General features: G+C 45.9%; 17 protein-coding genes and 1 tRNA gene. 7 read left to right on the top strand and 11 right to left on the bottom strand.

Going from position 1 to position 17759, the window contains the following annotated elements:
* Positions 1–3: 3 nt before the first annotated feature.
* The gene (gene pepA / locus ACXAD8_RS17745) at positions 4–1509 is read right to left on the bottom strand and encodes a leucyl aminopeptidase (protein ID WP_229530059.1); all 1506 of its coding nucleotides are present in this window, start codon (positions 1507–1509) and stop codon (positions 4–6) included.
* 262 nt (positions 1510–1771) lie between these two features.
* Between pepA and lptF the strand changes: the two genes are divergently transcribed.
* A complete protein-coding gene (lptF, locus tag ACXAD8_RS17740; RefSeq protein ID WP_229530058.1) occupies positions 1772–2884 on the top strand; it encodes an LPS export ABC transporter permease LptF in 1113 nt (370 codons plus the stop codon).
* Positions 2877–3938 carry an LPS export ABC transporter permease LptG gene (gene lptG / locus ACXAD8_RS17735; protein ID WP_475231313.1) on the top strand — a complete coding sequence of 354 codons (1062 nt, stop codon included), beginning with the start codon at positions 2877–2879 and terminating at the stop codon, positions 3936–3938. Before lptF ends, lptG begins: the two co-directional genes overlap by 8 nt.
* A gap of 17 nt (positions 3939–3955) precedes the next feature.
* On the opposite strand, the gene ACXAD8_RS17730 is transcribed toward lptG, so the two are convergent.
* The 6 genes from ACXAD8_RS17730 to ACXAD8_RS17705 form a co-directional block, all read right to left on the bottom strand.
* Positions 3956–5626 (bottom strand): methyl-accepting chemotaxis protein, encoded by a 1671-nt coding sequence (locus tag ACXAD8_RS17730; protein ID WP_475231312.1) that lies wholly within the window; start codon positions 5624–5626, stop codon positions 3956–3958.
* 141 nt (positions 5627–5767) lie between these two features.
* Positions 5768–6274: an RDD family protein gene (locus tag ACXAD8_RS17725; RefSeq protein WP_475231311.1), complete on the bottom strand. Its 507-nt coding sequence runs from the start codon at positions 6272–6274 to the stop codon at positions 5768–5770.
* A gap of 120 nt (positions 6275–6394) precedes the next feature.
* A complete protein-coding gene (locus ACXAD8_RS17720) occupies positions 6395–9118 on the bottom strand; it encodes an ATP-binding protein (protein ID WP_475231310.1) in 2724 nt (907 codons plus the stop codon).
* Position 9119: 1 nt separating this feature from the next.
* Positions 9120–9596: a hypothetical protein gene (locus ACXAD8_RS17715; RefSeq protein ID WP_475231309.1), complete on the bottom strand. Its 477-nt coding sequence runs from the start codon at positions 9594–9596 to the stop codon at positions 9120–9122.
* Positions 9590–9988 (bottom strand): ABC transporter substrate-binding protein, encoded by a 399-nt coding sequence (locus ACXAD8_RS17710; protein WP_475231308.1) that lies wholly within the window; start codon positions 9986–9988, stop codon positions 9590–9592. Before ACXAD8_RS17710 ends, ACXAD8_RS17715 begins: the two co-directional genes overlap by 7 nt.
* A gap of 6 nt (positions 9989–9994) precedes the next feature.
* On the bottom strand, positions 9995–10207 hold the full coding sequence (locus ACXAD8_RS17705) for a hypothetical protein (protein ID WP_475231307.1): 213 nt from the start codon (positions 10205–10207) through the stop codon (positions 9995–9997).
* A gap of 403 nt (positions 10208–10610) precedes the next feature.
* Between ACXAD8_RS17705 and ACXAD8_RS17700 the strand changes: the two genes are divergently transcribed.
* Positions 10611–10697, top strand: a tRNA-Leu gene (locus ACXAD8_RS17700).
* Positions 10698–10758: 61 nt separating this feature from the next.
* Here ACXAD8_RS17700 and ACXAD8_RS17695 read toward each other — a convergent pair.
* Together ACXAD8_RS17695 and ACXAD8_RS17690 are read right to left on the bottom strand one after the other, a co-directional pair.
* Positions 10759–10995 (bottom strand): toxin-antitoxin system HicB family antitoxin, encoded by a 237-nt coding sequence (locus ACXAD8_RS17695; protein ID WP_475231306.1) that lies wholly within the window; start codon positions 10993–10995, stop codon positions 10759–10761.
* Positions 10995–11411 carry a putative toxin-antitoxin system toxin component, PIN family gene (locus ACXAD8_RS17690; RefSeq protein ID WP_475231305.1) on the bottom strand — a complete coding sequence of 139 codons (417 nt, stop codon included), beginning with the start codon at positions 11409–11411 and terminating at the stop codon, positions 10995–10997. Before ACXAD8_RS17690 ends, ACXAD8_RS17695 begins: the two co-directional genes overlap by 1 nt.
* An 817-nt stretch (positions 11412–12228) precedes the next feature.
* Between ACXAD8_RS17690 and ACXAD8_RS17685 the strand changes: the two genes are divergently transcribed.
* From ACXAD8_RS17685 to ACXAD8_RS17670, 4 genes are read left to right on the top strand one after another with little or no spacing between them, the layout of a single operon-like run.
* Entirely contained in the window at positions 12229–13035 is an 807-nt protein-coding gene (locus ACXAD8_RS17685) for a MipA/OmpV family protein (protein ID WP_475231304.1), read from the top strand.
* Between the two features lie 10 nt (positions 13036–13045).
* Positions 13046–13423 (top strand): DUF3019 domain-containing protein, encoded by a 378-nt coding sequence (locus ACXAD8_RS17680; RefSeq protein WP_475231303.1) that lies wholly within the window; start codon positions 13046–13048, stop codon positions 13421–13423.
* A 2-nt stretch (positions 13424–13425) separates the two neighbouring features.
* On the top strand, positions 13426–14127 hold the full coding sequence (locus ACXAD8_RS17675; protein ID WP_475231302.1) for a response regulator transcription factor: 702 nt from the start codon (positions 13426–13428) through the stop codon (positions 14125–14127).
* Entirely contained in the window at positions 14121–15422 is a 1302-nt protein-coding gene (locus ACXAD8_RS17670; protein WP_475231301.1) for an ATP-binding protein, read from the top strand. The genes ACXAD8_RS17675 and ACXAD8_RS17670 overlap by 7 nt, the downstream gene beginning before the upstream one ends.
* 159 nt (positions 15423–15581) lie before the next feature.
* Here the strand turns inward: ACXAD8_RS17670 and ACXAD8_RS17665 are convergent, their stop codons facing one another.
* Both ACXAD8_RS17665 and ACXAD8_RS17660 read right to left on the bottom strand, forming a co-directional pair.
* The gene (locus ACXAD8_RS17665) at positions 15582–16979 is read right to left on the bottom strand and encodes a S41 family peptidase (protein ID WP_475231300.1); all 1398 of its coding nucleotides are present in this window, start codon (positions 16977–16979) and stop codon (positions 15582–15584) included.
* A gap of 193 nt (positions 16980–17172) precedes the next feature.
* Positions 17173–17661 (bottom strand): TolC family protein, encoded by a 489-nt coding sequence (locus ACXAD8_RS17660; protein ID WP_475231299.1) that lies wholly within the window; start codon positions 17659–17661, stop codon positions 17173–17175.
* Positions 17662–17759: the final 98 nt, after the last annotated feature.

Genomic DNA, 17759 nt, shown 5'->3' with positions numbered 1-17759 from the left:
CGCTTAATCTTCCATCTCAATACCGGCCCGATTCATCACAAACTGGGTCAGCATCGGCACCGGACGTCCGGTTGAGCCTTTATTTTTACCACTGTTCCAGGCCGTACCCGCCACATCTAAGTGGGCCCAGTGATATTTTTTGGTGAAGCGCGATAAGAAGCAGGCGGCAGTGATAGTCCCTGCCGGACGACCACCGATATTGGCCATATCCGCAAACGGACTCTCGATCTGCTCCTGATAATCATCCCACAAAGGCAGACGCCAGGCGCGATCACCACTTTGCTCTGAGGCATTGATCAATTCGTGCGCCAGAGGGTTATGACTACTCATTAAGCCGGTGGCGTGTTTACCTAAGGCAATCACACAGGCGCCGGTTAAGGTGGCCACATCAATTACCGTATCTGGATCGAAACGCTCCACATAGGTAAGGGCATCACACAATACCAGGCGACCTTCAGCGTCGGTGTTGAGTACTTCAACGGTTTGACCCGACATAGTAGTCAGTATATCGCCTGGACGATAAGCATTAGCGTCTGGCATGTTTTCACAACCCGCCAAAATACCGATGACATTGACTGATGGTTGCAGTTCTAAAATAGCATGCATTGCACCAAGAACACCGGCCGCGCCGCCCATGTCGTATTTCATTTCATCCATGCCTTCGCCTGGTTTTAGAGAAATACCACCGGAATCAAAGGTCAGGCCTTTACCCACCAACACGATTGGATCGTGACTGGCAGCGCCACCGCGATAGTTGATGATGGTCATCACTGACTCATTGTGGGAGCCTCTACCCACCGCCAGGTAGGAGTTCATGCCCAGGTTTTCCATTTCCTTTTCACCTACCCGCTCAATGCTGACGTTCTGGTATTGCTTTTCCAGCTCTACAGCTTGTTGATACAGGTATTCAGGATTACAGATATTGGGCGGCATGTTGGCCACATCTTTACAGGTATTCATACCTTTGGAGATCGCCAGACCGTGCTCCACAGCGCGCTCACCCACAGGTAACTCGCGACGGGTTGGTACATTAAATACGATTTTACGCAGTGGACGACGTGCTTCGTCTTTTTTGGACTTCATTTGCGTGAAGCGGTACAAGGCATCATTGGTACTTTCAACCGCCTGACGCACTTTCCAGTAAGTATCGCGACCTTTAACATGCAGTTCAGTTAAGAAACATACTGCTTCCATAGAGCCGGTTTCGTTCAGCGTAGAAATGGTTTTGGCGATGATTTGCTTGTACTGACGCTCGTCCAGCTCTCGCTCTTTACCACAACCCACCAGCAAAATGCGCTCGCTTAAGACATTGGGAACATGATGCAGCAACAGCATTTGACCGGGCTTGCCTTCCAAATCTCCGCGACGCAGCAAATTACTGATGTAACCCTCGCTGATCACATCTAATTGTTCGGCCACAGCAGTCAAACGGCGAGGTTCGAAAACGCCCACCACAATACAGGCGCTACGTTGTTTTTCCGGGCTACCGCTTTTTACGTGAAATTCCATCATTATTCCTCTCTCAAACCAGCAACAAAATGTCCGAAATAATGCTATTTCGAACTGGCGTTACTTACGACTGAACAAAAAAAGTCTTACGTTGTCGAACATGGCAGGTTTACAAGCCCCTGATTCAACGTTCATAATAATAAGGTTGGCTTTTTTATTCAGGCAGGGTGCAGTTTTTATTTTTTAAACTTATAAAAATACTTAGTTTACTTAAAATTCCTGTGCTTGCCAGTAAAAATACATCTTTTCGACCGGATAAATCGTGCTCATATTCAGATATCTGTTGAAGGAAACCTTCAAATCCCAACTCGCCGTTTTTCTGGTTTTAATGGCGATCTTTGTTACTCAAAAATTTGTCCGGGTGCTGGCCGAGGCCTCTAATGGTGATATCCCAGCCGGACTGGTATTGAATTTTCTGGCATTGAAGATGCCGGTGTTGGCCGCCCTGATCCTGCCGTTAAGTGTTTTCCTTGGCATTATGCTGGCCCATGGTCGCCTGCACGTAGACAGTGAAATGGCCGTGATGCGAGCCTGTGGTATTAGTGAATGGTATGTAGCGCGAGTGATGTTGGTGCTCGCTGTCATCATGTCACTACTCAGTGCTTCCCTGACTTTATGGCTGGCACCACTGGCCACTGAAATCGAATATCAGCTGGAAGAACAGCTCTCTGCCGAATCCGGCTTGTCCGCCTTATTACCCGGTCGCTTTGAAGAAACCGCCAATAAAAAAGCGGTGCTGTTTGTACAAGAGATCGACAGCGACAATAAGCTTAAGAATGTGTTCGTGGCCCAGCACGATCCGGAAAAAGCCGGCGAACTGGTGCACATAGTGCATTCTGAAGGTGGTTATATTTCTGAAAGTCCGGATGGCTCACAAAAGCTGATCCTGACCTCTGGCAATCAGTACGAAGGTAAATTGGGACTGCGCGACTATCGGGTAGTTGAGTTTGAAGAGTATCAGGTACAGATCGCATTGGGCGAAGAGCAGGCGGTTCAAAAACGACGCAAACTCAGTGCCTTCCCCACAGAAGCCTTAATGGAAGAAGAAAGCCTGGCGGCCATTGCCGAATTTCAGTGGCGCATCGCCATTCCGCTGTCGATCCCGTTTTTAGTGATCATCGCCGTCCCTCTAAGCTCAGTAGACCCACGTCAGGGGCGCTTTGGTAAGTTATTCCCGGCAATCCTGCTCTATCTGGGTTATTTTCTGTTGCTGATGATGGGTCGGGAAGTGCTGGAAGATGGCAAGATCCCAACCACATTGGGGCTCTGGTGGGTGCACCTGGTGATGCTGCTTGTCGGTATGATGTTGATTTTAAAAGGTCGCACCTTCGGGGTAAAAGTACGCGCCCGCTTCCGGGGGTTACGCCATGTTTAAGATTATCGATTGGTACCTGGCCCGCACCCTGTTAGGCACCACCTTTTTAAGCCTGTCGGTACTGGTGGGTTTGAGCACCCTGATCAGCTTTATCGAACAGTTAAAAAAAGTGGGCACCGGAAATTACGATCTCACCGTTGCTGGTATCTACGTGCTGCTATCTATGCCTCGGGAAATAGAACAGTTTTTCCCCATGGCAACCCTGATTGGCGGCTTAACCGGCATGGGCATGTTAGCCAGCAGCAGCGAGTTAACCGTGATGCAGGCCGCCGGACTAAGTCGCTGGAATATCATCATGTCCGCCATGAAATCAGCACTGGTGATGGTACTATTCGTGATGGCGCTGGGTGAATGGGTGGCACCTAATGCTGAAGCCAAAGCCAAAGAAATTCGTGCCCAGGCCATATCTGGTGGTAGCCTGTTTGCCACCGACCGACTCACCTGGGCAAAAGATGGCGACAAGTTTGTCAGTATTGGCGAAGTTGTCGACAAAGATACCTTGCGCGATATCACCATTTACGTGTTTAACGAGCAGCGCAAGCTCACCGAAATCACGGTGGCTAAAGAAGCTCATTTTACTCAACAGGCCTGGCGCCTGGAGCGAGTCAGACGCACTAAACTCAATGGCCGGGTGACTACCTCGTCATTTTATGAAGTGCAATGGGAGTCCACATTAACCCCCGACAAATTGGGCGTGGTGACGGTCAAACCCGAAGCCTTGTCTATTTCCGGACTGCGGGATTATATTCAGTATCTGGACAACAATAGTCAGGACGCATCCCGTTATGACCTGGCCTTCTGGCGCAAGGTATTGCAACCGGTCTCGGTGGGCGTGATGTTGTTGATGGCACTATCGTTCGTGTTTGGACCGCTGCGCAGTGTGACTATGGGTGCCAGAATCATTATGGGTGTGCTGACGGGCTTTGGTTTTTTCATCAGCAACGAGGTATTTGGGCCGCTAAGTATTGTTTACCAGGTGCCCCCATTTTTAGGCGCATTGCTGCCCAGTGTGGTATTTGCTTTTGTGGCGATGCAGTTGCTGAAAAGGCAATAGCGGCGCAGTTGATTCCATCACTGCTGCGCCCGTGCAGATTCCCCCCGTGACAATTTAAAAAAGGCGACATTACCTTTTAGTTCGGTGGACAATCCATTCAATGCCTGTGTTGCCATGCGGTTTTGCTCCAATGCCACGATCGCATTATCCGACATACGGGAGATCTCCCGCATAGCCTCAGAGGCCTCATTGATGGCTAATTTTTGCTCAGCAGTCATTGCCACTACATCTTTCACTCTGTCCAGAGAATCACTGGCCTGCTCGTTAATTTGCAATAACAACTGAGCGGCTTCCTGGATCAGGGTTGTTCCGCTTTCCACCTGAGGTTGCGTTTTTTCCATTGCGGCCACCGATGCGGCTGTTTCTTCCTGTACCTGCCCCAGCATGACTTCGATTTCTGCTGTTGCTTCACCGGTGCGTTTTGCCAAATTTCTAACTTCGTCCGCTACTACAGCAAAGCCCCGTCCAGATTCACCGGCTCTGGCAGCCTCTATGGCAGCATTCAGCGCAAGTAAATTGGTTTGTTCAGAGATACCACTAATTACACTGGTTATGCCACCAATCTGTTTGGTGCGTTCCTCAAGCTGTCGAATTTGCGTCACTGTTTCATTTACCGTTTTAGACACAGATTCCATAGCCGCAAAAGACTCCGCAATGGCTGTTCGCCCCTGATTGGCGTAGTTTACAGTTTGCGAAGAGTTTTCTTCTGTTCGCGCGGCAATATCAGTGACTTTCAACGTTACCTGTTGTAACGCATCCAGACGGTTGTGGGTTTGCTGGGTCAGGGTTGCCTGAGATTGAGCAGCGTTGTAAATTTCTCCAGAGCCGATAGCCAGCTGCCCAGCCTGATTGGTGAGCTCTGCTGCCGCTGAAACAATATTGGCAACAATGCCAGAAAGGGTTAGGCGCATTTTTTGAATAGACCCCAACATGCTTTGCGGATAAACAGTTGTGACTTCTTCAGCCAAATTCCCCTGAGCAATTTCGGTCAATACGCCTGCTGCCCGGTATGGCTCTCCGCCAAGCGAGCGGCGCAAGCTTTTTTCAATTAAAACACCAACAACAACGCTAATTATCACCGCCCCCAGAGTCAACCAAAACATCAGATATTCGAAATTACCAGCCACATCTCTGGCTTTCGGTGTGGCTTGCTGATTAGCGGCTTCCTGATAATCGATAAATTCGTTGATACTGGCCAACCACCCCGTAAAAGCCGGACGGGCATGATCCAGGATTTCATCATTCAGGGTTTCACCGCGACGTTTTCTATCCAACACTTCCTGTACAATCGGCAGTGTTTGTTGTTGCTTTTTACGGATATCCGACAGGATGCGCTGCTCTGCGGAGGTAAAGGTTACTCCCCTGTCCATCATCGCTTGCATGCTTTGCTCTGATTCAGCATAAAAGGCCTGTAGCCTGATAATATCTGCTTCTATTGCTCTGACTTCATTTTGAGAACGAGCCAGCGCAACGTCTCTTATGGCAATAGCGCGATCATGAACGCTGCCCCGATAGTTAATCGCAAAGCGTTGTTTCACCGAGTTCACATCGGTAATGTCAGCCAAAGTATGATCGATGAAATTGACCTTCTGGATACCCATAACGGTGAGTACAATCATCAATAATAAAATTACGCCAAATCCATAAGCCAATCGCTTCCTGATGGTCAGGCTTTCCAAAAAAGTCATCGGGTTCTCCGTGTCTAAAGTTACTGCACAATTCCCATAGACCGGAGCATAAACGATTAGTTTCAGAGATTTTAATCAATAATTTAAATCATGCTGATTGAGTAAAGATGTTTAGGGTAGGCAGAATATCGACGCTGAAGCTTACCACTGCTTGTGATCATTGGCTTCTTTGGTGAGTACGCGCATTTCGGTGTTTGCCAGTCGGTCTTGCAAGGACTGCTTGTTTTTGAAATCCAGTAATACCAGCAAGGTGCCCAATCCACCTAAAGAATACACCATGCGCATAAAGGCGCGGCCATAGCCCAGGGGCTTGTCATTGGTACTAAACAAGCGCATACGCCAGGCTCGCATACCAATGGTTTGTCCACCGTTGCGCCAGAACCAGACAAAAAATCCAGTTACCCAGAGAAATACCCAGCCCTGAACAATACTTTTGTACAGTACAGATTGCTGAATAATGTCGCTGACATGCTCATAGCCTTGTTTATCCAGCACGCCATTTTCAAACAACAAGATCAGCGTAACCGTCATTACCATGGCAGCAACCATACCTACCGCAACGGCGACTAAGATATCGTAAACCATGGCCGCTAAACGGCGCAAAAATCCCGCGCGAGGAAACCCCGCCTGCACAACCTCTTTTGGCACAAACAATTCTCCGGTCAATTTGCGCAAAGTCTACCAGTATCCCAATGGTTTTTCTGTGGTTTTTACATTCTGAGCTAAGTGAGAAATGAATCTTTTAACCAGGTCAGGGTTTAAACTAAATCACTGCCTGCGGTTCATCCAGTCTTCTAAAAAGCGATATAGTTCGCTGATTTCAATAGGTTTTCCAATAATGTCATCAAACCCGGTTTCCTTGTACTTTCGGATATTTTCATCCAGCACATTCGCAGTTAAGGCGATAATTGGCAGTTTTGGAGCTATCTCTTTAATCTTAAGGCAGGCATAAACGCCGTCCATCACCGGCATCTGAATATCCATAAAAATCAGGTCAGGTAAACTTTCCTGACAAGCTGAAACAGCGATTTCACCATTGCCTGCCATCACTAATTCGGCTTTGGTGGCCTGCATCATGGATTCAAATACCATTTGATTGATGTCGTTATCTTCAGCCAACAAAATTTTAATATCCGACATGTCCGGAGCTTTAGCCGCCGATGGGTTGTCTTTTTCAGGCTCCGCTTCGTGACTCTGTTGCAACGGCAGAAATACCGTAAAACAACTGCCCTTGCCCGGCTCACTTGCCACCTCAATAGTGCCATCCATCATAGAAACCAGACTTTGAGTAATGCTCATTCCCAGGCCTGTACCACCATATTTTCGGGTTGTGGAATTATCAGCTTGTTCAAAGCGTTCAAACAGTTTATCGCTGGTCTGCTGGTCCATGCCAATACCGGTATCCTCAATAAGCAAATACAAACCAGCAGCAGATTTATGACGGTCAGAAATAGTAACGTTGACACCGCCTTGTTTAGTGAACTTAACCGCATTTGTGGTTAAATTAAGCAGAATTTGTTTAACTCTGACCAGATCTCCCAGCCAGAATTGCGGGCACTCTTTAGCGACTTCTACTTTTAATATGAGACCTTTTTCCTGAGCTACCGGTGTTAGATCAGAAACAACCATTTGCACCATTTTAAGCACATCGAAGGCAGATTGTTCCAATTCCAACATCCCTGCTTCGATTTTAGAAAAATCCAGGATGTCATTGATAATGGTCAACAACGATTGACTGAAATACCGGGCTTTCTCCACTAATTTAACCAGCTTTTCCGGGAGCATTCTGGATTTATCCAGAAGCTGCAAAGTACCGTAGATGGCGTTCATGGGGGTGCGAATTTCATGGCTCATATTGGCGAGAAACTCACTTTTGGCTTTATTAGCGGCATCGGCTTTGGCCAGCGCCTCCTCCAGTGCTTTTTGTGATTTAACACGCTCAGTAACATCGGTAATCAATCCTATAAACATACGGCTATCACCTTGTTCAACCGCTGTTACTATGATGTCCAGGTCGAATGACTCACCGGTTTTGCGTTTTCCTTGCAAGGTTAAGCTCTGCCCTATAACAATGCTCTCTTTTCCTGGTCGGTAATTGCTGATAATATCATCGTGTTTCACAGCTATTTCATCTGGCATAAGGACTTCGACATTTTGCCCCAACATTTCTTGCTCAGAATAGCCGAATACATCCTCGGCTGTGGGGGTAAAGCCCTGAATAGAGCCTTTGGCATCTATCATGATGAGTGCCGCACCAAGATTATTGACTATCGCATCCAACAACTGAATATTCCTTTGTAAATCAATTCGGTAGGCCCGACTTTTGCCCCAAATATCCCGCAACGCGGCCACCAGCTCTATTAGTTCGTATCTGGCTTCAACGTCAAAATCTGTTTCTTGTAATTCTTCTATGGGTTTATTGAATGCTTCGGTCATTTGCACAATGGGTTGACTGATTTTTTTCACTTGTCGTCTGGCAAAGAAAAATATCGCGATAGACGTCAGCACAATAAACAACAACTGCGCTATGACTATATTAGCGAGCGAGGCGAACGCAACCTCTGTGTTCTTTTCGTTAATCAATACCCATTCCAGATTATTAACACTGATATTACGATGCACCGATATTACCGGTTCGCCAGTCCCTGATACCGTTTCATAAACTTTGATCCCGTCTACCTCTGTCAGAAGCTCGCTATCAGAAAGTAACTCAAAATGATTATATTCAAATAAAAATGAGTCCATTGAGTGGATCTGGAACTGGTTCTGAGTATTGACGATATAGTTCTCTCCCTCGTGGCCACTGGTTTCTTTAAGTAACCCCTCTATGCGATGCAGTTTAATTTTTGCCGCGAACACGCCCACTTTTCGTCCTGATTCATCAATAATGGGGGTGGCCACATAGCCATAGATGTGTCTGCCAGGTAATTGATGTAACTCAAGTTCTGAGAATAGTGTTTTTCCGCTAGCAAGTGCGTTTTGATATACCAGAGCTAATTTAGTTTGCTGGTACTCTTGATGACTGAGATTTGCTCCGGGAGCCATTTCTCCGGCAACAGAAAACAGTACGTGGCCTTCCTTATCGATAATAAACATGTCATACACATAATCGAACTCAATCCATTGCTTGTCATAGTAGTTGCGATGGGTCAGCAAGGTTTTTCGCCAGTCGTAAGTTTTCACCACTTCAGATAAGGGCAAACCCGAGCTTTTAAACAAAGAACTCAACGATTTTAAGAGCTGCACAGTAACCGGACTGTCCCCAAGCAGTTCAGCTTCCACCGTTCGATAATAGAACCAGTTATCGATAAAAGTCGCCTGGCTTTCTATTTGTTTTAACAGCCCCGACTGAATAACCTCCCGCAACCCCGCCCGCGTGTTAAAATAGCTCCAGGTAAAAGCCAACAACATAGGCAAGAGTCCAAGCAGCAAAAACCACCTTAGTAAAACTGTTTTTATGCTTTCGCGCCCAATACTATCCTTACGCCCCATATCATTGCTCCCCATGAGCAAATTCGGAAATATTAATTGCTTGCTGTAACACACCGGCTTCAATGGCAAGTTCCATTATTTTTTGTAAGCCCAGCTTATCAATATCAAGATGCTGATAATTTATGACCTGTAGTTCCGTGGATAGACTGGCTAAAATCGCTTTTCGACTATGCCCGGGGATATGCTTCTGAACGATGTTCACTATCGCTTCAAGCTCTTCTCCACCCGCATTTCTTGCATTTTCGATATCCTGCCCGGCAATTTTGATAAAACGGAATACTTCGTCGATGGCCTGCGGCTTGGTCGCCAACGCGGCATCAGTGGCCAATACGAAACATTCCACATGGCCCTTTTCACTGGGAAGAACATCTTTCGAATACCAGCTTAGCCAGCCATAATTGTCAGTCTCAACAATATCTATCCAGGGCAGTGATTGCTCAATTGCAGCAGGCTTTGAACGGTTATTTTTACCTAACACAAAAGCCGGTATTTGGACGGCGCAACAGGTATAACTAACACTTCCGCCGGGATATTCGGAGACAGGCTCATAGAAATCCCATGTTCCCGAAGGAACTGAAACAAAATTAATGAGTGAATGGATTTCACATGAGGAACACCGACTAACAGTTGTGATTCTTCAGCTCTAATACGCCTGATAACATCCGCCAGCTCTTTGCTGGGTTTGCGATTCGAACGTTGCGCTGAAAAATTCAGTTCATTGGCGATTTGATGGCTGACGGCCAAACCATTTCCATCGCGGTGGGCAAGGCCAATCCATTTGAAGCCCCGATGTTTTTGATACATATCCATAGCCAATGGTGCCATCATCAGCGCCATATCCGCCTGCCCTTGCTGAAATTTTGCCTGCAACAAATCTCAATTGGTCATTTGTTCAATGGAGAAGTCGGCGTATTGCATCTGGTCACGGTAACGCTCATACACCACTAAAACCGCGTAATGATCAGCCAAAGGGATGTAGAGGGCATCAACATTTGATTTTTCAGCGCCAACCGAAACACTAAAGGTGAAATTGAAGAAGGAAATTAACAGGGCCAGCGTTAATCTGATATTCACTACAGCTTTTATCACAGCAATGCACTTCCCTATAATCCTGATGTAAAGAAGTATAGTTAATGAAATTTTTTTGGCCAGATAGTCAATTCAAAACACAGATGATTCCCATATCTCTACTAATTGATAGCACCGCTGATGTCATTCAATTGATTACCGATTTAGCGTACCAGAATATCTGCAGTTGCTCTTCGTAAGACCCCGCGAAGACAATTATCAAACCTCTATACAACAAGTTTTCAATCAACAATCCCAAAACCGAGCAATATTTCATCATACTGACCCAAAAGCGCAATAAAACACTTGCATGAAAACTCTCACTGAATATAATTCTCGCCTCCTGACCAGCTTAGGTCAGAAGAAAATTGGTAGACATTGCCTAACTAACAGGTAACTAAGGAACCAAAACACAATATAATGTGCCAGAGTGGCGAAATTGGTAGACGCAGCGGATTCAAAATCCGCCGGTAGCAATACTGTGCCGGTTCAAGTCCGGCCTCTGGTACCATCTCTTAAAGAGAGACTAAACCGACGTAAGTCGGTTTTTTGTGCTCATAGAGCAAGGAGCTCTACATTTCATCCCCTTCCAAAGGCGCTCTTTCTGGCACATTACGCAGAATTTCAGCGAACTGTTCAGACCGAGCATTTTCAGCTCGTTTCTTTAAATAATCTTTTGTCATTAAAGCAGATACTTTTTCTGAAACAGCAGTGGTAATGAGTTGGTTGATCGACACGCCTTCCATAGCTGCAATCTCTTTCAAGTGAGAGTCGATGGAATTGGGTAGTCTTAAATTTCTTGCAGGCATCAAATCTTCTCCAGAAACATTTTGGGAGTTAGAGCTTCAATATTGAATTTATCTACTTGCTTAAAATCCTTGATGTTGTGAGTAATTATAAACGCAGCCTCAGCAGCAACTGCCAGCTCAAGCACATGATCATCTTTGGGGTCTTTAAGATACGGTCGCCATAAAAAATGGACTTTTTGGTGACTACAAAGCATACAGAGATTATCCAGAATAATATCAATGTGTTCATCATTAAGATAAAGCATCTCAGCGTTTCTTCTGAGCACATCTTCATATTCAAATAATAATGTAACCGACAGTACCGCCGAAACTCTTCGCTGATGCAGCAGGTTCAGTATTTGAAAAGACGCACCTTTAGAAGAGTACAATCCAGAAAATATGACATTAGTATCTAACACGACTTTAGATGTTTCCATTATCGTATGGTACTGCATACAGCACCATACAACAAAATTATTTTGAACGATATTTAGACAAAAGCTTATCTGTCTTTTGGAAAGAATAAGAATGTTAGAGAGCTGAATTTGCAAAGTACCTTTTCGTAGTTATAAATCATTGATTTAATTAAATTAAAACAAACACGAACCTTTCAAATCCCGCCGATAGCAATACTGTGCCGGTTCAGGTATGAAATACATCCTGTATTTCACCCTTCGGGCCATGCTACGCATGTTGATGATTGTTCCGGACAATCGTACTCTGGCCTCTGGTACCATACTTCAAACCTGCTTTTTAGCGGGTTTTGTTGTTTTTTGACCTCCGTTAAATCTCTTTTCCAATCTGGGCTAGTATGCTTCATATGAAAAGTGGAAAGCTACTCGCTTCATAGGCCATCCCCGGCAATTCAACATCTTCTTCATTGTTGGCTGCATATTTCTCACTCCAGGCTATTTGGTACATTTCGTTTAAAAACCCCTGTAAGATAACTTTTTAGCAGGTGCTGCCGTTATTGAATCAGTAGACTGATGTTTTACCACATGCCATATAATATTGTGGTTTTTATGCAACTTCAGCAATTGTGAACCCTATGTAAATTTGAAGCGTCTGCAGCCTGGTGTTCAACTGTTATCCCTCGGTGGTGAGGATGAAGTTTGTTATGGTCTCAATTGTTCAACCGATATCTGATTCGTCGAGACGCTATATTTTGATACATTCTGGTATGATCGTATACAGCGCCTCTGGTGCTTCTTCTTTATCCTTCGATTCATCATTTACTGACACGGAGATCTTTTGATGAATTCTAAATTTTTATATTGGTTATTGTTACTTTTGGTGCTGCTCTGGTCTTTACCAGGCGATGCAGAGGAGAGTAAGGGTTACCTCTCAGTAGGACTCGGGCTTGAGTATAACCATGGGCTATATCAACCAGAAGAAGCCAATGCGCAGCTGATCGTCAATGGGGCTTATTATTGGAGCAATGGCTTTTTTATTGAGGTTCCTGGCCGGGCAAACAAATTTAATCCGAGTATTGCTGCCGGATATCACTTTCACAGTACCCCCAATTGGGAGTTTGATGTCATAGCCTCTTTGGCTCATGGTGATCTTGAGTTTATTATGGATGACGCCGGATTTGAGAAAATCGGCTCAGCATATATTGGTGTAAGAGCAACGGGCGAAATTGCAGGATTAGAAGTTCAGGCAATCGCAGCGCCATTGATACTGCAAGATGACTATGATGGTGGGGCCTATGCATCGTTATGGATATCAAAAAGCTGGTTTATTAAAAATATGCAGGTATATGCTTCATTAGGGGCTCAGTACCGCGATGGTAACATCCTTAATTTCTATTATGGTACAGAAGAGCTTCCTGAAGAATGGAATATGCCTGCGTACAGTGCTGGCGGTGGTTTCAACACTTCAACTCAGATTGGCGCTGCCTATCCATTGAGTAATAAGCTGGTACTGGATGTTTATGGTCGCTATACCCAACTGGCTGACAGCATAACTGACAGCCCTGTTTCCCGGGCGGTTTTAGCCGCAGACAACAATAGAACTGATTCCGAGACGCAATTCGGTATCAGCCTGAGCTATGTGTTTTAAGGGGACTGCCATGAAAAAAACAGTCTTTATTTTATTCGCATTGATGGCATACATGAAGCAAACTGTCGCTCAAGAAGCAGGCTCCATTGAGATTCAGATCGATCCTGATCAATGTGTGGCTATGGAACAGGGACAACAGTGTTTTGTCGATATCGTTGTAAACTGGCAGGCGAATCAGGTAGAAAACCTCTGTCTGTATTTCGGCGATGAAAAAAGACAGTGTTGGACAGATGCCAGATCGGGTAAAGTGCAACAGGAGATTGCTATTGTCAGCCCGATGAAAATCAGCCTTAAGCGTCTGGGTCAAATGGTGGCATCAGAAACATTGGAATATGCTTGGGTTTACCGCAAAACTAACCGCAAAGCAGCTAGGTGGCGATTGTTTTAACTATGTCTGCACACATATTACTGGTAGAAGATGACAAGGAGCTTGCGGACTGGATCGCTGAATATCTGGTCCAGCGTGGCTACCTTGTCACACAATGTCATAATGGTCTGGATGCCGTTTCACAAATTAAGTCTGGAGCCTATGAACTTGTTGTTCTGGACGGTATGTTACCGGGCATGGATGGCCTTGATGTGTGCCGAGAAATACGTCTGACCTTGAATATACCTATTTTAATGCTCACTGCCAGAGATGATGAAATGGATGAAATCCTTGGCTTGGAAATGGGCGCCGATGATTACTTAACAAAGCCTGTTCGCGGACGGTTGTTGGAAACCCGAATTAAAGCCCTGTTAAGGCGAAATATCAAAGTAGATAGCACCGACAAACCGGATGAGCAGAGTATCAGCATTGGTGGGCTGATGGTCAGCCTTGCTGACCGGCGTGTGACGCTAGCTGGCCGTGAGGTTAACTTATCCAGCAAAGAATTCGATACCTTGTGGTGCCTGGCCAGTCAGGCTGGACAACCTGTTTCCCGCGATTCACTTACACAGGCACTCAGAGGGTTTGAGTTTGATGGCTTTGATCGGTCTATTGATTTGACGATATCAAGGTTACGCAAAAAGCTGGGCGATGAAGGCAACCAGCCATTTCGCATAAAAACCGTTTGGGGTAAGGGATATCAACTTGCAAAAGATACATGGTAATTTCCCGCTTTAGTCTCGCTTCCGTTGGCTTGCTCGTTGGACTGCTTTTTGGCTTAAGCTGGGCATTCGATGAAGTTTATAAAAATATACAGACAGAGCATCAGACATCTCTCATTGAACAACAGGCACAGCAACTGGTTCCTGTTATTCTTGCAGCCGAGCAACATGGCTCTGTGGCACCGTTTTTATCTACCTTGTCAGAAAAAAGTGAATTGAGCAGCGCAGTCATGGCCCTCAATGAAGCCCCTTTACCAGAGCCGCTGCTCGCTCAGTTAAATACACATCGCTCCCTGCTTCTGGAAACGTCTTCCGGCTACAGTTTATATATTGCATTGGCAGATGAGCAAAATCTTGTGCGTCTCAACCTTGCCAAAGCGCCCAGCAGTGGCTCGGGGTTGGAGTTAGTGTTGACCATATCCTTCTACCTCGGATTCGCGACCATATTGATGTTTTGGTTTATGCCATTTGTACGGCGTCTTATGCGTCTACGAATGGCGGCAAAACATGTTGGTGATGGAGATTTTTCTATTCGGGTTCAGGTCGGACCTGGGGTTTATCTGAAGGACATCGAAGAAGAGTTTAATGCCATGGCCGCGCAGATACAGACGCTGATGCAAGATATTAAATTGCTCAGCGGTGGCTTATCTCATGAGCTACGCACACCACTTGCCAGGATCCGCATGGGATTAGATACCCTGGTGGGCTGTGATGATGAGGCGCTACGTGAAAAATTCTCAGATAAAATCAACGGAAACCTTGATTCCATGGAGCAGCTAGTTGAACAGATGCTTCGCTATACCCGCTTAGAGCATGCCTTGAGTCATTCTGATATTCGTCAGGTGGAGGTTTTTACTGTGCTTAAACATATGGCTGAGAATAAAACCTTTGCCCCTGACTTAACTTTACAGCCTTTCCTGGAAGCTGCTTTTGTTTCTGCAGATGAACATTACTTAACTCTGGCGCTGGAAAATATTATTCAAAATGCCGGGAAGTTCGCTGTTTCAGCGGTTAATGTTGTTATGGAAGTCCATGCTCATACGGTATTTGTCATTGTCGAGGATGATGGGCCAGGTATCCCCGAGGAAAAGCGCGCTGATGTTTTGCAGCCTTTTATACGTCTGCAAAACAAAGAAACTAACGGCTTTGGCATTGGTCTGGCATTCAGCTCCAGGGTTATTCGTCACTATGGTGGAACAATCCACATTGAATCGGGTAAGACACTATGCGGTGCGCGGTTTGTTGTTACCCTGCCTTTGCTGGCGGAACAAAGAACGGCAATACATCAGCAACACTGAATCAATAAAGCTTTTGCTCTCAGGGTTACCGATACAGAGCCAAACAGATGTGGGAACACTTCAGATTGTTTTTGCTGAAACTCTACTTTGTTATGTGTGATAGGGCCAGAGATGTTATTCAGGGAGCAAAAGTGCTCCCTGAATTTTGAGTGGTCTGCTTTAGTGCATTAGTTCGTAGGCGGTTTCAATGCCTTTGTCTACGCCCGCCTGCCAGAGTGCCTTATCATAAAAGTTGACCTGGATGTCAGGAATAATCCCCGTACCTTCCAGCCATTCACCCTGAGGCGTGTAGTAAAACTCATTGGAGTGACCCAGCAAGAAACCACCAGGCAACGGCCATTCCTGTACGTCAGACAGTACCCCTTGAGTCACTTCGCCAACAATACTAACCTGATCAAATTGTGCCATCGAAACGCTAAAGGTTTCTGCTGCTGAGGCAGTATCGTGACTGATAAGCAGTGTCACTGGGTTCAGGTAGCGAGTGCGATCTGAGGGCTGCAATGTCACATCAATCAAAGGCGTTTTTGACTCACCATCGCGAGCTTGTTTGCTGTATACATGTGTTGCCGATGGCGCAAAGCGACTGGCGATAGCCAGTGAAATATAATCTGCACCACCGCCATTGTTCCGTATATCCAGAATGAGGCCCTGTGTATCAGCCAGATCAGCAAATACCTCGTCCAAGATGGCATTGATATTTTCCAACGCACTGGTGACCTGTGTCAGATCGTCAGCTGTACTTGAAGCTGTACTGTAGTTGATCATTGAGGCCACATTCAGGTAACCAATGTTGTTAATTTTAAACCAGGTAACCTGGCCATTTGCCGCTTGTTTTATCGGTGAAGTGGCATAGCTTGCAACCATGCTTTCAAGGTGTTCGCTCTGTTCTGTCAGGTACAGGTTTAGCTGTGCAATTAATTGCTGAGTGATCAGCTCATCAGGAATAGGGAAAGAAAGCCCATTTTCAATAGCAAAGTTTTCGATCAGCTTATGTATTAAGGTTGGGCGTGCCAGTACCTGTAAAACATCGCCATCAGGTGTGGTCAGGGTGTTGTGAGCGTCCTGCAACATCTCAAAGCTGTAGTTAACCGCACCTAAGAAATCGCCAATGGTACTGTCATTGTTCAGCATCACTGACAAATCGTAGCTGAGCTGCTGCCAGTCAACATTGGTTCGTTCAAAATCAAGGTAGTACTCTTCCATAATCTGGCTGTATATGGCAAAAAGCTCTTCATAACTGGAAATTTCCGAGTCAATGCTGTAGCGCTCTGTCATGCAACTGGCTGGTAGTTCGCTACGCTTTTCAAAACGCACTCCCGGCGCGCCAAAGGTTGGTGTTCCCATACCTCCGAACCAGACTATATGCTGCTGATCGGCTTCCAGTTTCAGTTGTCTGTTCAGGCTGGTGGTGTCAACGTCTTCAAACTGATCAACCGCAAAGCAGTAATCCGTAGTGCTTCTTAAAATATCCACCTGGTTATCGGTTATTTCCAGAGAAAATCCATATCCGGGCGCATACCATACACCTTGATACTCGGAGGCAATGTCTGGTTGCATCGTTTGAGGGGGGGGAGCACTACCACCGGATCTGCTCCGTCGCTGCCACCGCAAGCGGTCAGAAGCATAAGAGCGGAGACGGGAAATGCCTTCAAAGTGTTGCGTAGTAATAATTTAACTGGTTTCACATTGTTTCTCCTGTTGTGCAAACATGCGGTATTGTGCGGCGGGACGGCTTTCGGATCTGTGGTGTTTATGTAGGTGGATGTATCAGAATGTACACTTTCAAGGCATGTGACGGTAATTTGGCTTGTAACCTGCTTAAACCGGCAATGGTTTGTCCGACAAACCCAAAATATTCCCCTGTGTGCAGGTACCTGGCGGCATCCAGATTAGCCGCAGTTACCCCATCGGCTATTCTTTGCCATAAATCCAGCTCCCAGCTAACAGACAGCGAGTTTGAAAAAGTATTACCTGTTTGCTTCGTTTTTGACCCGCTAATACTGGCGTCCACATTGAGGTTGTCCTGGGCTTCTACAGTATTTATTGCGAGCTGTGCCTGGCGCAAAGTGACAAGGGTTTGCTGCAAGCTTGGGTTACTTTCGAGTGCTTCAATAATGAATGCAGACAGATGCTCATCTGCAGATACGTCAATCAGGACAGTCAGTTTACTGGCGTTTATCTGCTCCTTTCCTACATCTCCTTGCTCTGAAGCACTGCTTGTAAGAGACTGCCATGCCACTTTTTGACCGGTTATCTTAGCAGCAGATTTACACTGTTGCGACCCGGCACTATAACCTGTAAAGAAACTATAGAAGCTCTGGCGTTTAAGATGATGTG

The organism is Planctobacterium sp. AWH2_060 (genome assembly GCF_056158425.1).
Note: the sequence above shows the minus strand (reverse complement) of the source record. Positions and strands in the feature narration are given on the sequence as shown.

What these genes read in the sequence shown, in the direction of transcription:
- ACXAD8_RS17720 (WP_475231310.1), bottom strand. Translation starts at nt 9,118, where the DNA reads ATGGGGCGTAAGGATAGTATTGGGCGCGAAAGCATAAAAACAGTTTTA.
- ACXAD8_RS17675 (WP_475231302.1), top strand. Translation starts at nt 13,426, where the DNA reads ATGTCTGCACACATATTACTGGTAGAAGATGACAAGGAGCTTGCGGAC.
- ACXAD8_RS17690 (WP_475231305.1), bottom strand. Translation starts at nt 11,411, where the DNA reads ATGGAAACATCTAAAGTCGTGTTAGATACTAATGTCATATTTTCTGGA.
- ACXAD8_RS17685 (WP_475231304.1), top strand. Translation starts at nt 12,229, where the DNA reads ATGAATTCTAAATTTTTATATTGGTTATTGTTACTTTTGGTGCTGCTC.
- pepA (WP_229530059.1), bottom strand. Translation starts at nt 1,509, where the DNA reads ATGGAATTTCACGTAAAAAGCGGTAGCCCGGAAAAACAACGTAGCGCC.
- ACXAD8_RS17680 (WP_475231303.1), top strand. Translation starts at nt 13,046, where the DNA reads ATGAAAAAAACAGTCTTTATTTTATTCGCATTGATGGCATACATGAAG.
- lptG (WP_475231313.1), top strand. Translation starts at nt 2,877, where the DNA reads ATGTTTAAGATTATCGATTGGTACCTGGCCCGCACCCTGTTAGGCACC.
- ACXAD8_RS17730 (WP_475231312.1), bottom strand. Translation starts at nt 5,626, where the DNA reads ATGACTTTTTTGGAAAGCCTGACCATCAGGAAGCGATTGGCTTATGGA.
- ACXAD8_RS17665 (WP_475231300.1), bottom strand. Translation starts at nt 16,979, where the DNA reads ATGCAACCAGACATTGCCTCCGAGTATCAAGGTGTATGGTATGCGCCC.
- ACXAD8_RS17695 (WP_475231306.1), bottom strand. Translation starts at nt 10,995, where the DNA reads ATGCCTGCAAGAAATTTAAGACTACCCAATTCCATCGACTCTCACTTG.
- ACXAD8_RS17670 (WP_475231301.1), top strand. Translation starts at nt 14,121, where the DNA reads ATGGTAATTTCCCGCTTTAGTCTCGCTTCCGTTGGCTTGCTCGTTGGA.